The sequence below is a fragment of the Stenotrophomonas sp. YJH_SMC_69 genome (assembly GCF_059370495.1).
Map to the genome: position 1 here is coordinate 37,273 of NZ_JCAFTS010000010.1, position 13,085 is coordinate 50,357.

Sequence of the window (13,085 nt, forward strand, 5' to 3'; positions counted from 1 at the left end):
GTTGGCACGCCGTGCTCAGGCCGCCAGCGCGGCCTCGATGGCCTCGCGCAGGCGCGCGTCATCGGCGGCCACGTCCGGGGCAAAGCGTGCGACGACCTTGCCATCACGGCCGACCAGGAACTTCTCGAAGTTCCACAGCACCGCCGGTGCCGGATGGATCGGGATCTCCTTGCTGGCCAGGCGCTCACGCAGCGGGCCTTCGCCGATCGACTGCGGCTGCGCGGCGGTCAGCTGCTGGTACAGCGGGTGGGTGTCCTCGCCAGCCACGCTGATCTTGGAGAACATCGGGAAACTGACATCGTAGGTGAGCTGGCAGAACTGCTGGATCTCGGCCTCGCTGCCCGGCTCCTGGCCAAGGAAGTTGTTGGCGGGGAAGCCCAGCACTTCCAGGCCCTGCGCGTGCTTTTCCGCATACAGCGCCTGCAGGCCTTCGTACTGCGGGGTCAGGCCGCACTTGGAGGCGACGTTGACCAGCAGCAGCACCTTGCCCTGGTAGTCGGCAAGCGAGGACGGCTGGCCGTCGATGGTGGTGAGGGGAATGTCCTGGATCGGGGTGCTCACGCGGGGGCTCCGGCTACGGCGGGGAATGGCCCACCAGCATAGCGCCGCGCGCGCTGTTGTAGAGCCGAGCCCATGCTCGGCTGATGGTATGGCAGCCGAGCCTGGGCTCGGCTCTACAGGCAGGATTCAGTCCACGCAGATCGTGCCCTGCGCCTTGCCATCATCGATGCGCTGGCGGCACCCGAAGTTCTGGCGCACATCACGCTGGCAGGTACCGGTGGCGGCACTGCCGGCGGCCACCTCGGCTCCGGCCAGGCACTGGCCCGTGCAGTCGCTCTTGCGGCTGCAGGCCTTGCCGGCGTCCGCATAGGGAATCACGCACTGCTCGCGCTGCAGGCGGCCGAGCCGCTGCAGCGTGCCGCCAGCGGCTTGGCAGTCGACGTCACGTGCTTCGCGGTAGGCCTCGCTGGCTTCCGGCGCAGGAGCGGCCGTAGTCGTGTCGGCGACCGGGGGCGTGCTGCTGCACGCAGCCAGCAACGCAGCCAGGACAAGAACGGCACAGGAGCGCAAGCGCATGTCGATACCCGCCACGGACTCAGGGTGCCCAGCATAGCTAGGCGCAGGTGCACGGGACGTGTCAACCCGCATTGCCGTCCTCGTCGTCCTCCGGCGCGCCCAGCTGCTGCATCGGGTCCGGGGTCAGCTCCGGGGGCAGCGCGCGCTTGGCCTTGCTGCCCAGTTCGGCAAGCCGACGGGCGCGGCTGATGGCCGACTGCGGCGAATCGATCAGGCGATTGCGCGCATCGGCGTAGGCCTTGCCGGCATCGTCCAGCTTCTTGCCCATGGCGGTGAAGTCCTGCAGGAACCCGGTCAGGGCGTCCAGCACCAGACCGCCGGCCTCGCTGATCTTCAGCGCCTGCTTCTGCACCTTGTCGCGCGTCCACAGGCGCTCGGCCACGCGCAGCAGCGCCATCAGGGTGTTGGGCGAGGCGAACACCACGCGGTTGTCGAAGGCGAACGCCTGCAGGCTGCCATCGGCGCCCAGTGCGGCTGACAAGGCACCCTCGATGGGAACGAAGGCGATGGTGATGTCCAGCGTCTCGCTGCCCAACGCCTTCGGATAATTCTTCTCGCCCAAGTCCTTAACGTGCTGGCGCAGCGCAACCGCGTGCCTGCGCAACGCGTCTTCCGACTGCTCCGGGGTAGTGGCATTCATGGCTTCCTGCCAGGCGATCAGGTTCACCTTGCTGTCGATCACCACGCTGCGTTCGTCGGGGAACTGCACCACCACGTCCGGTCGCAGGCGCGCACCTTCGTCATCCACGGCATGCTTCTGACGCTGGTAGTGCACGCCCTCTTCCAGCCCCGATCCGCGCAGTACGTTGTCGAGCATCAGCTCGCCCCAGTCGCCGCGGACCTTGGCATTGCCCTTCAGCGCATTCGTCAGCGCCGATGCCTGCGCCGCCATGTCCTGGTTGAGCGTCTTCAGTTCGCCCACCGCACCCAGCAGGCTGGCGCGTTGCCGCGCTTCCTCGCCATACAGCGTATCGACGCGGGTGCGGAAATCGCCCAGCTTGTCGGCGAACGGCTTGAGCAGCCCCTCGATGTCCGCGCGTGACTGCACTGTCGCCTGCCGCACGTTCTTCTCGAACTGCTGTCCGCGTTCGTCGAACACCTTGCCCGCCAGTTCGGCGAAGGCGCCCGACAGCTTTTCCTTGGCGGTATCAAGATAGCTGCGCAGTTCGGCACTGGCCCGTTCGGAGTGCTGCAGATTGGCCACCGCGCGGGCATGTTCACCGTGCAACTGCTGGTAGCGCTGCTGCGCCTGCTGCAGCTCGCTGCTGGTCTCGGCAACGGCAGCGCGCGCCTGCGCCAGGGCCGCTTCACGTTCGGCCAGCTGTGCTTCGCGACTGGCCGACAGCGCTGCTTCGCGCTCCACCCGGGCGGTCAGCGTAGTGACGGCCTGTGCGTGCTGCTGGCTGCGGCTCCGTTCGTTCTCCAGTTCAGCGCTCAGCGCATCGAGGCGGCCGCGCAGCTGGCCGGCATCGACCAGGGCGAGGCGATGCTGTTCGCGTTCGCTGTCCAGCAGCCGCTGCAGTTCGTCGGAGGGTGCACCGCCAGCACTGCGACGCCACAGCAGCACCAGCGCGACCAGGGTCGCCAGCAGCAGGACCACTGCCAGGATCATGAGGACTTCGATATTCATGCGATCAGTTTAGCCCCGCTGCGCTAGGCTGGGTCGGTCTGCCCCGGAAGCCCCCATGCTCGCTCTGTACGGAAAGCCCACCTCCATCAACGTGCGCAAGGTGCTGTGGCTGTGCGTCGGGCTCGACCTGCCACTTCACCACGAGCCAGCGCCGCCGGCGGACCTGCTGGCCACACTGAACCCGAACCGGCAGGTGCCGGTGCTGCGCGATGGCGACTTCGTGCTGTGGGAATCCAACAGCATCTGCCGCTACCTGGCCGTACGCGCTGGCCGTGATGACCTGCTGCCCCGCGCGGCACAGGATCGTGCGCGGGTCGAACAATGGATGGACTGGCAGGCCAGCGACCTCAACAGTGCCTGGCGGCACGTGTTCATGGCGCGCGTGCGCCAGCACCCGGACTACCCGGATGACGCCCGCGCCGCAGCCAGCCTGGCGCAGTGGAACCGGCTGATGGCTGTCCTTGATGCACAGCTGGCCACTACCGACGGCTACGTGGCGGGCAACACCTTCACTCTGGCCGACATCGTGCTCGGGCTGTCGACCCAACGCTGGCGCAGCACGCCCGGCAACAAGCCCGTGCTGCCACACCTCGCGGCGTGGTTCGAGCGCCTGCGACAGCAGCCGGGTTTCACCACCCACGTCGACAACGGCGTGGCCTGAGGCAGGGGTCGGATCCCTTTCCCGGGGCAAAGGGATCTGACCCCAAGGGTGCGGGAACGATCCGGCCTTACCAGCCTTCCAGCACGATCTTGCCCTTGGCGCGGTGGCTCTCCAGCAGCGCGTGGGCGCGCCGCAGGTTGGCCGCGTCGATGCGCCCGAAGTGCTCGCCCAGCGTGGTCTGCAGCACGCCCGTGTCGATCAGCTCGGCCACACGGTCCAGCAGGTCGTGCTGGCGCTGCATGTCGGCGGTGCGGTACAGCGGCCGGGTGAACATCGACTCCCAGTGCAGTGACAACGCCTTGCGCTTGAGCGCCATCACGTCCACCTGGCCAGGATCATCGATCAGCCCCAGCTGGCCCTGCGGCGCCAGCAGTTCCACGATCTGCGCGTAGTACTGGTCGGAGTGGGTCAGGCTGGCCACATGCTGCACTTCGCTGATGCCGAGCCGCGCCAGTCCCTCGGCCAGCGGCAGGCGGTGGTCGATCACGTGGTGCGCGCCCATTGCGTATGCCCAGTCCTGGGTATCCGGACGCGAGGCGGTGCCGATCACGGTCAGCCTGGTCAGCTTCCGCGCCAGCTGCACCAGGATCGAACCGACACCACCGGCAGCACCGATCACCAGCAGGGTCTGGCCCTCGCCACCACCCTCGGGGATGCGCAGGCGGTCGAACAGCAGCTCCCAGGCGGTGATTGCAGTCAATGGCAGCGCCGCGGCGGCGGCATCATCGAGGCTGGCCGGCTTGCGCCCGACGCTGCGCTCGTCCACCAGCTGGTACTCGGCATTGCTGCCCGGGCGGTCGATGACGCCGGCGTAGTAGACCGCGTCGCCGGGCTGGAACAGGGTCACCTCGCTGCCCACCGCGTCGACGATGCCGACCGCGTCCCAGCCCAGTACGCGCGGGCCATCGGTGGCCACGCCGCGGCGGACCTTGGTGTCGACCGGGTTCACCGCCACCGCGCGTACCGCCACGCGCAGGTCGCGGGGGCCGGGCTGCGGCAGCTCCAGTTCGATGTCGATCAGGGCCCGGGCATCATCGATCGGCAGGCCGGCGTGGGTATAGGCAATGGCGCGCATGGCAGCGGTCCAGTGGGGAAGGAGGCGACAGGTTGCGCCGCGCGCGCTCCCTCGGAAAGGCGCAGAATCGGGCAGCACTTTCACTCTGGCGATGAAGATGATCCGCATCGACGATCTGCAGCTGTTCGTCCGCACTGCCGCGCTGGGCAGCTTCTCGCAGGCCGCCCGCGAGGCCGACCTGCTGCCCGGGCAGGTCGCTGCGGCGGTGGCACGGCTGGAGCGCGAGCTGGACCTGCGCCTGTTCGTGCGCACGACCCGCAGCCTGCGCCTGACCGGCGAGGGCGCGCTCTACCTGCCGTATGCGCAGGAGGTGCTGGCCACCCTGCGCGAAGGCCAGGCCCGCGTGCAGGGCGAGGACACCGAGCTGCACGGCATCCTGCAGCTGTCGGCGCCGTCGGACTTCGGCCGCAACCTGCTGTTGCCCTGGCTGAGCGCGTTCCGCGCCGCGCACCCGCGGCTGCGCCTGCACCTGCGCCTGTCCGACGAGGTCGCCGACGTGTTCCGCGAACCGGTCGACGTGGCCATCCGCATCGGCCACTTCGATGACGCCAACTACGTAGCCCTGCCCCTGCTGGAAGGCAACCGGCGCGTGCTGGCCGCCTCGCCCGGCTACCTGCAGCGGCGTGGCCCGCCCACGCGCCTGGAGGATCTGCGCGAGCACGACTGCCTGGTCTATCAACTCAATGGCCGCGCCTACGATCGCTGGTCGTTCGAGGTGGACGGGCGCCGCAGCGTGGTTCCGGTACGCGGCCCGCTGGTCTGCGACGACGCCGACGTGGTGCGGCGCTGGGCCGTGGCCGGCGAAGGCATCACCTACAAGTCCTGGCTGGACCTGCGCGAGGATGTGCTGGCCGGGCGCCTGCAGGTGCTGCTGGACGGCGTTGGCAGCAGCATCCCGCTGCAGCTGGTGTGCCCGCATCGCAAGCAGTTCTCACCCGCCGTGCGGCAGCTGCACGCGCAGCTGCGCCAGCATCTGCAACCGCTGCTGTCCGGGATGCCGGTTGGCCCCACCGGCCCCCTGTCGCCCGCCGCAGCGCTGGCCGACAATGGCGGCCCCCCGTAACAGAAGAGCACCGCCATGCCGTGGATGGGCATCCAGGACCTGTGGACGTTTCTGGTCGCCGTGCTGGTGTTTCTCGCCCTGCCCGGTCCCGGTACCTTCACGCTGCTGACTGCCACCGGCCGTGGCGGCGTGCGCGGCGGCTACACCGCACTGGCCGGCCTGCTGGTCGGCGACCAGATCCTGATGTGGCTGGCGCTGGCCGGCGTGGCCGCACTGCTGAAGGCCAATCCTCTGGTATTCCACGCCGTGCAGTACCTCGGCGCGGCCTACCTGGTGTGGGTCGGCATCAGCCTGCTGCGCACGCCCAAGCACGAGGGCGGCGACGCCGACCCGATCCGCATGCAACCCGGCCGCTACTTCCAGCAGGCGATCCTGGTCAGCCTGCTCAACCCGAAGGCGATCCTGTTCTACATGGCCTTCCTGCCGTTGTTCATCGATCCGAAGGCGCACCAGGGCATCGCCACCTTCGCCGCGCTGGCCGGCATCATCCTGGTGGTCAGTATCGCCTACTGCTCGATGCTGATCGGCGTGGGCAACCTGGCCCGCCGCCGGTTGATCCAGCACCCGCGGATCAGCGATGCGCTGCGTCGCGTGGCCGGCCTGTTCCTGGTGGGGTTCGGCATCCGCCTGGGGCTGAACGGATGAACGGGCGGCTGCCACTGCTCGGCATGACCCTGCTGCTGGCCGGTGCCGCCTCTGCCGGCACCGTGCAGGACCATCGCTGCCTGACGGGCGGTCGCAACGACAACATCCACCTGGAATGGCGCTGGCTGGAAGACGGCCGGGCCGACGTGCGTTACGCCGGCCAGCGCGAGCGCCTGCCCCTGCACCGGATCTCGATGGAGACCACGGTGCTGGCCGAAGATCGCCCGTACCAGTTCGACAGCGTGTGGGAAGAGCGCATCGACGGGCGCCTCAACGGCCGCTACCTGCTGAGCACGCAGGGCGCGCTGGTACTGGATCTGAGCTACGAACGCGCCCGTGATGGCCGTCGCACCACCTTCCACGATGACAGCCAGGCGTGGCAGGAGGATGGCTGCCACTGGCCGGGAGGCGTAGCGGCGCGCGTGGTCGATTGAAGCATGCCAACCAAGGTTGGCATCTACCGGTCGTGCATCTCCGCGCGCAGGTGGTCGATGAACACCCGCAGCTTGGGCGCCATCTGCTCACGCGCGGGGTAGTAGAGGTGGAAGCCGGGGAATGGCGGTTGCCAGTCCTGCAGCACGCTCTGCAGTCGCCCGGCGGCGATGTCGTCGGCCATCAGCGAGGCGAAGCCCTGGGCCATGCCCAGCCCCGCCAGCACGGCGCGATGGGCGACGCCGGCATCGTTGAACACCAGCCGTCCGCTCACTTCCACGTCCAGGTCGTGGCCTTCGCGGCTGAATTCCCAGGGCATCAGCCGGCCGTTGGCCAGCCGGTGCACGATGCAGGCGTGGCCCTGCAGGTCATGCGGGGTCTGCGGCACGCCATGGCGTTCGAAATAGGCCGGCGTGGCTACCACCACCTGCCGCTCGGGTGGCCCGACCGGCACCGCGATCATGCCCTGTGCGAGTGATTCGCCCAGGCGGATGCCGGCGTCGAAGCCCTCGGCCACCAGATCGGTCAGCGCGGGGTCGACGCACAGTTCCACCTGCACCTGCGGGTAACGCGCAAGGAAGTCGGGCAGCCGCGGCAGCACCATGCGATCGGCGACGATGCGCGGCAGGGTCACGCGCAGCCGCCCGGCAGGCACCGAGCGCGCGCTGTCCAGTTCGGCAAATGCCTGGTCGATCTGGTCCAGGCCGCCGCGCACGCGCTGCAGGAAACGCGCGCCGTGCTCGGTCAGGTTGACCCGCCGCGTGGTCCGCTGCAGCAGCCGCACGCCCATCCGCGCTTCCAGCGCGCGCACGCTTTGCGACAGCGCCGAGGTCGACACACCCAGGGCATCGGCGGCGCGGGTAAAGCTGGCGTGCTCGGCCACGTGGACGAAAGCGACCACAGCAGTGAGCGGGACGGAGGCATCCATTGTGAAGGCAGCCTTCAAGGTAAGTCCGGTGACACGCAGTTTATCCACATGATGGCGTGGAGGATGCTGTGCCCTCGCCACTGCCCATCCAGACGTGGCGCCTTCCCCAAGGAGATCCGCATGAAGACCCGTACTCTCGGCCCCGCCGGCCCCACCGTGTCCGCCCTCGGCCTGGGGTGCATGGGCATGAGCGCGTACTACGGCGGCCGCGGCAGTGACGATGACGGCATTGCCGTCATCCGGCACGCGCTGGACCGTGGCGTGACCCTGCTCGACACCGCCGATGTGTATGGCCCGCACACCAACGAGGTGCTGGTCGGTCGCGCGATTGCCGGCCGCCGCAACCAGGTGTTCCTGGCCAGCAAGTTCGGCATCGGCCTGGACCCGGCTGACCCGAAGGCGCGGCAGATCAACGGCCACCCGGACTATGTGCAGGCCGCCTGCGAGGCCAGCCTGCGTCGCCTGGGCGTGGACCACATCGACCTGTACTACCAGCACCGCGTCGACCCGACCGTGCCGATCGAGGACACCGTGGGTGCCATGGCACGCCTGGTGGAACAGGGCAAGGTGCGCTGGCTGGGCCTGTCCGAGGCCTCGGCGGTCACCCTCCGCCGCGCCCATGCGGTGCACCCGATCACGGCGGTGCAGAGCGAGTACTCGCTGTGGTCGCGCAAGCCGGAGCAGAACGGAGTGCTGGCCACCACGGCGGAGCTGGGCATCGGCTTCGTGCCGTATTCGCCGCTGGGCCGTGGCTTCCTGACCGGTGCCATCCGCAGCCCGGACGACTTCGACGCCGACGATTACCGGCGCACCTCGCCCCGCTTCGAAGGCGAAAACTTCCAGCGCAACCTGGCATTGGTGGACACCGTGCAGGCGCTGGCCGCCGAGCGCGGCATCGCTGCCTCGCAGCTGGCGCTGGCCTGGGTGCTGTCGCGCGGCGGGCACATCGTGCCGATCCCGGGCACGACGCGGCGGGCACGGCTGGACGAGAACCTCGCTGCACTGCAGGTGGAACTGGATGCGGCCACGCTGGACGCATTGGATGCGGCCTTCCCGCTGCATGCCGCGGCCGGCGAACGTTATTCGGTCAGCGGCATGGCCAACATCGAGTCCTAGCGGGGGCCGGGACGAACGTACACCGGTGGCTGCCGCCGGATTGTGCCGATTCCGGCAGCCTGGCCGGGGCGCAGCGCGTGCCCCGCCATGCATGACCCCCGTCAGTGGTAATGCTGCGCTGCGTTCGGTCACACTCGGGAACTTGTCGTTCTTAGTCACCCCTTCCGAGGCCTGCATGTCCCTGTTCCGGCGCAAGTCCCTAGATTCCGTCACCGTCCACGAAGCCGGCAGGCGCCTGATCCCGACGCTCAGCTGGCCGCACCTGATCGCACTGGGCATCGGTGCCATCGTCGGCACCGGCATCTACACGCTGATCGGCGTCGGTGCCAATCTGGCCGGCCCGGCCGTGCTGATCTCCTTCGCCATCGCCGGTGCGGTCTGCGCCTGTGCGGCGCTGTCCTATGCCGAGCTGTCGACGATGATGCCGGCCGCCGGCAGCGCCTACACCTACAGCTACAGTGCGCTGGGCGAGGTGTTCGCCTGGGTGGTGGGCTGGAGCCTGATCCTGGAGTACTCGCTGGTGGTGAGTACGGTGGCGGTGGGCTGGTCCGGCTACTTCGTCGGCTTCCTCGAATGGGTCCACACCCAGTTCGGCTGGAACGTGCACCTGCCGGCCTGGCTGGCAGCCGGCCCGCACGTGGAAGGCGGCATGATCAACCTGCCGGCGATCATCATCACCTGGCTGGTGGCCGGCATGCTGATGGCCGGGACCAAGGAAAGCGCCACGCTCAATGCCATCCTGGTGGTGTTCAAGCTGATCGCGCTGGCGATCTTCGTGGCCGTGGCCCTGCCTGCGTTCGACAGCGCCAACCTGCAGCCGTTCATGCCGTATGGCTTTGCCAAGTCGATGGGCCCCGATGGCGTCGAGCACGGCGTGATGGCGGCAGCGGCGATCATCTTCTTCGCCTTCTACGGCTTCGATGCGATCTCCACTGCTGCGGAGGAGACCAAGAACCCGGGCCGTGACCTGTCGATCGGCATCATCGGTTCGATGATCGGCTGCACCATTGTCTACGTGCTGGTGGCGCTGGCCGCAGTGGGTGCGATGAGCTACGCCGTGTTCGGGCACAGCGCCGAGCCGCTGGCGCTGATCATGCGCCAGCTGGGCCATCCGACAGCGGCGATGGTGATCGGCGTGATTGCGATCATCGCGCTGCCGACCGTGCTGCTGGCCTTCCTGTACGGCCAGAGCCGCATCTTCTTCGTGATGAGCCGCGACGGCCTGCTGCCGCGTGGCCTATCCAAGGTCAACGCGCGTACCGGCACGCCGGTGGCGACCACACTGTTCACTGCGGTGGTGGTGTCGGCGCTGGCCGGCGTGGCCCGCCTGGACGAGATCGCCGCGCTGGCCAATGCCGGTACCCTGGCCGCGTTCACTGCAGTGGGCGTCTGCCTGGTGGTGCTGCGCCTGCGCGAGCCGGACCGCGAGCGCAGCTTCCGTACGCCGGCTGCTTTCGTGGTTGGCCCGCTGGCCGCGCTGGGTTGCATCTACCTGTTCATCAGCCTGCCGCACACCACCCAGCTGTACTTCCTGTTGTGGAACGTGGCCGGCCTGGTGCTGTACCTGCTGTACAGCCGACGCCATGCGCTGATCGCGAAATAGACCGATCACCGGTCGTGCCGGCCGCTGGCCGGCAACCCGAATCCTGTTGATAGGGGCAATGCCGGCCGCTGGCCGGCACCACCGCAGGGCGGTCAACCGCCCTGCTTTGCGGCGTAATCCTGCGCCTGGCGCATCACCCGCAGCAGGTTGCCGCCCCAGATGCCGGCAATCTGCTGCTCGGTATAGCCCTTGCGCAGCAGCCAGGCGGTGATCTTCGGCAGCTGGCTGACATCGGGCAGGTCACTCAGGCCACCGCCGCCATCCCAGTCCAGGCCGATGCCCACGTGCTCGGGGCCAACCACCTTGAGGATGTGCTCGAAGTGGGCGAAGAAGTCGTCCAGGCTGGCATGCCGCACGGGGTGTTCATGGTCCAGTGCCTGTTCGGCTTTCAGCAGGGCCACGCCCTGCTCGATGCCCATCCCTTCCCAGCCGCCCAGCTGCCTGCTCAGCGCTTCTTCGGCCTGCGTGCGCTCGGGTGTCTTCGCCGTGTCGATCAGGTAGCCGCCATAGGCGTTCACCTGGATCACGCCGCCGGCCTTGGCCAGCTTGCGCAGCCGCGCGTCATCAAGATTGCGCGGGTGGTCGTACACCGCCTTGGCCGAGCTGTGCGACAGCACGAAGGGCACCGGCATCATCGCCAGCAGGTCGTCGAACACCGCGTCCGAGGCATGCGACTGGTCGATCACGATGCCCAGCTTCACTGCCTGCCGCACCAGCTCCTTGCCGGCCGGGCTCAGGCCCTTCCACTCCGCGCCCTTGGGGTCGGTGGCCGAATCGGCGAACTCGTTGTTGGCGAAGTGCACGGTGCTGAGCAGGCGCAGGCCGGCGCGATGGTAGAACGAGAGCAGGCTCGGGTCTTCCACCAGCGGGCTGGCGTTTTCCATGCTGATGTAGACCACGCGCTTGCCGGTGGCCTTGATCCGCGCAGCATCATCGGCGGTCAGTGCCAGCGCGAAGCGCGCGGGATTGGCCGCCAGCATCTCGCGGATTTCCAGCAGTCGCTGCAGGCCGTGGTCACGCTCGACCAGGTGGGCCGCTGCGCTGCGATCGCCCTGGTCGGTGTAGATCGCCCAGAAACCACCATCGAGCGCACCTTCGACCATGCGCGGGTAGTCCACCTGCGAAAGCGCGTTGCGGTCGTGGCGCTGCTCGATGTCGAAGCCGGTCCGGCCGAAATTTGCCGGCGTATCCAGGTGGCTGTCGAGCGTGACCAGGCGCTGCTGCAGCGCCTTGGCACGGGCCAGTTCCTCGGCGCTGAACTCGATGGCGTGAGCCGAAAGCGGCGCGCACAGCGCCACGGCGAGCACGACGGACAGGTGGCGCAACGATGGCATGGGCTCTCACCGGCATTGGGAAGAGCCCGACCATAGCGCCGCACCCGGCCTTTTTGTAGAGCCGAGCCCATGCTCGGCTGCCAGACAGATCAGCCGAGCGTGGGCTCGGCTCTACAGAGATCGGCAGTGACGCGGTCAGTCCACCACGCGGCAGAACACGGCCTTCAGGTAACGCGATTCCTGCACGTGGGCCATGAACGGGTGGTCCGGACCGGCGCCGGCCACCTTCAGGATCTGGATCGTGCGGCCGGAGAAATACGCCGCGCGGCGCAGCATGTCGAGGAACTGGTCCTCGGCCACCAGGCCGGTGCAGGAGAACGTGGCGAACAGGCCGCCCGGCTTGACCACGCCCAGCGCCAGCTTGTTCATGTCCAGGTACTTCTTCAGCGCAGTGATGACCTGGTCGCGGTCGCGGGTCATCTTCGCCGGGTCCAGGATCACCACGTCGTACTGCTCGCCACGATTGGCCGCATCACGCAGCCACGGGAAGATGTCGGACTGGACGAACTTCGGGCGCACGTTGTTCAGGCGCGAATTGCCCTTGGCGATCTGGATGACGTCTTCATCGATGTCGATGCCGACCACTTCCGAGGCGCCTCGCGCCGCCGCGTACACCGCAAAACCGCCGGTGTTGCAGCACAGGTCCAGCACGCGCTTGCCTTCCACCTGCTGGCTCAGCCACTCGCGGTTCTCGCGCTGGTCGGCGAAGAAGCCGGTCTTGTGCGCACCGGCCGGGTCGGCGCGGAACTTGATGCCGTACTCGGTGATCACCGACGCTTCGGTGGTGGTATTGCCGTGGAAATCGAAGCTTTCCTGTTTCTGCACGTGCTCATCGGCGAAGCTGTGGAAGCGGCAACCCGGGAACTGCTCGCGCAGGGCGTCGTAGATCCACTCGCGGTGGCGGAACATGCCGGCGGCGAAGAATTCGACCACCACCAGGTCGCCGTAGCGATCCACCACCAGGCCGGACAGGCCGTCGCCTTCGCTGTGCACCACGCGCCAGGCGTCGGAGACCGCGTCGAGCTTGAGCACCTCACGGCGCAGCGACACCGCCTGGGCGATCTTGCGCGAGAACCAGCCGGCATCCACCGGCACGTTCTGGTCGGTCTCAAGGATGCGCACGGCAATACGCGAATGCCCGTTGTAGAACCCGCGGCCAACGAACTCGCCATCAATGCCGACCACGTCGACGATGGAACCGGGCTTGGGCCGGACGGTCGGCTTCTCGACCAGTTTCTGGAAGATCCACGGGTGGCTGGAGCGCCACGCATTCTTGAGGCGGACAATCGGAAGGGGGGTATTCATCCACCCATTGTAAACCGGGCGCCGGGGTCAGATCCCCGAAGGGGCTCTGACCCCCGCCGGCGTGCCAACCAAGGTTGGCACCCACCAGGCCGGAACGGGCTCGGGAATGGGGTCAGAGCCCCTACGGGGATCCGACCCCTCGTCCCCCATTTGACGTCCGCCCAGCCAGACGGCAGAATCGGCGCCAGAAGGGGAGTAGCTCCCAGACGTTGTCGC

13 protein-coding genes are annotated in these 13,085 nt (G+C 68.1%); 6 read left to right on the forward strand and 7 right to left on the reverse strand.

Translation table 11 applies throughout. From position 1 onward, the window contains the following. Positions 1-15: 15 nt before the first annotated feature. The 3 genes from AC5P8F_RS16405 to AC5P8F_RS16415 all read right to left on the reverse strand — a co-directional run bounded on the left by AC5P8F_RS16405 (position 16) and on the right by AC5P8F_RS16415 (position 2,707). Positions 16-561, reverse strand: coding sequence for a glutathione peroxidase (locus AC5P8F_RS16405; protein ID WP_014648938.1), 546 nt, complete (start codon positions 559-561; stop codon positions 16-18). Between the two features lie 126 nt (positions 562-687). Beyond that, a complete protein-coding gene (locus AC5P8F_RS16410) occupies positions 688-1,077 on the reverse strand; it encodes a hypothetical protein (RefSeq protein WP_041863989.1) in 390 nt (129 codons plus the stop codon). Between the two features lie 61 nt (positions 1,078-1,138). After that, entirely contained in the window at positions 1,139-2,707 is a 1,569-nt protein-coding gene (locus tag AC5P8F_RS16415; RefSeq protein WP_014648940.1) for a DNA recombination protein RmuC, read from the reverse strand. A gap of 55 nt (positions 2,708-2,762) precedes the next feature. On the opposite strand from AC5P8F_RS16415, the gene AC5P8F_RS16420 reads away from it, so the two are divergent. Further along, on the forward strand, positions 2,763-3,368 hold the full coding sequence (locus AC5P8F_RS16420; protein WP_126411548.1) for a glutathione S-transferase family protein: 606 nt from the start codon (positions 2,763-2,765) through the stop codon (positions 3,366-3,368). 67 nt (positions 3,369-3,435) lie between these two features. Here AC5P8F_RS16420 and AC5P8F_RS16425 read toward each other — a convergent pair whose 3' ends face one another. Next, complete coding sequence (locus AC5P8F_RS16425; RefSeq protein WP_495228594.1) at positions 3,436-4,443, reverse strand: zinc-binding alcohol dehydrogenase family protein; 1,008 nt, start codon at positions 4,441-4,443, stop codon at positions 3,436-3,438. 91 nt (positions 4,444-4,534) lie between these two features. Between AC5P8F_RS16425 and AC5P8F_RS16430 the strand changes: the two genes are divergently transcribed. Genes AC5P8F_RS16430 through AC5P8F_RS16440 form a run of 3 tightly spaced genes read left to right on the forward strand, consistent with a single transcriptional unit; the run spans position 4,535 to position 6,585 of the window. Continuing rightward, a complete protein-coding gene (locus AC5P8F_RS16430) occupies positions 4,535-5,506 on the forward strand; it encodes a LysR family transcriptional regulator (protein WP_111205871.1) in 972 nt (323 codons plus the stop codon). A 15-nt stretch (positions 5,507-5,521) separates the two neighbouring features. Continuing rightward, the gene (gene leuE / locus AC5P8F_RS16435; protein WP_495228597.1) at positions 5,522-6,151 is read left to right on the forward strand and encodes a leucine efflux protein LeuE; all 630 of its coding nucleotides are present in this window, start codon (positions 5,522-5,524) and stop codon (positions 6,149-6,151) included. Further along, the gene (locus AC5P8F_RS16440; RefSeq protein WP_014648944.1) at positions 6,148-6,585 is read left to right on the forward strand and encodes a hypothetical protein; all 438 of its coding nucleotides are present in this window, start codon (positions 6,148-6,150) and stop codon (positions 6,583-6,585) included. Before leuE ends, AC5P8F_RS16440 begins: the two co-directional genes overlap by 4 nt. Positions 6,586-6,608: 23 nt before the next feature. Here AC5P8F_RS16440 and AC5P8F_RS16445 read toward each other — a convergent pair whose 3' ends face one another. After that, positions 6,609-7,511, reverse strand: a complete 903-nt coding sequence (locus AC5P8F_RS16445; RefSeq protein WP_329768338.1) for a LysR family transcriptional regulator — start codon at positions 7,509-7,511, stop codon at positions 6,609-6,611. 120 nt (positions 7,512-7,631) lie between these two features. Here AC5P8F_RS16445 and AC5P8F_RS16450 point away from each other — a divergent pair, with 120 nt between their 5' ends. Together AC5P8F_RS16450 and AC5P8F_RS16455 are read left to right on the forward strand one after the other, a co-directional pair. Continuing rightward, positions 7,632-8,627, forward strand: a complete 996-nt coding sequence (locus AC5P8F_RS16450; RefSeq protein WP_495228600.1) for an aldo/keto reductase — start codon at positions 7,632-7,634, stop codon at positions 8,625-8,627. 175 nt (positions 8,628-8,802) lie between these two features. Then, positions 8,803-10,230 carry an amino acid permease gene (locus tag AC5P8F_RS16455; RefSeq protein ID WP_329768340.1) on the forward strand — a complete coding sequence of 476 codons (1,428 nt, stop codon included), beginning with the start codon at positions 8,803-8,805 and terminating at the stop codon, positions 10,228-10,230. 92 nt (positions 10,231-10,322) lie between these two features. Here AC5P8F_RS16455 and AC5P8F_RS16460 read toward each other — a convergent pair whose 3' ends face one another. Together AC5P8F_RS16460 and AC5P8F_RS16465 are read right to left on the reverse strand one after the other, a co-directional pair. Continuing rightward, entirely contained in the window at positions 10,323-11,564 is a 1,242-nt protein-coding gene (locus AC5P8F_RS16460) for a dipeptidase (RefSeq protein ID WP_495228602.1), read from the reverse strand. A gap of 135 nt (positions 11,565-11,699) precedes the next feature. Further along, complete coding sequence (locus AC5P8F_RS16465; protein ID WP_014648949.1) at positions 11,700-12,869, reverse strand: class I SAM-dependent rRNA methyltransferase; 1,170 nt, start codon at positions 12,867-12,869, stop codon at positions 11,700-11,702. Positions 12,870-13,085 lie beyond the last annotated feature (216 nt).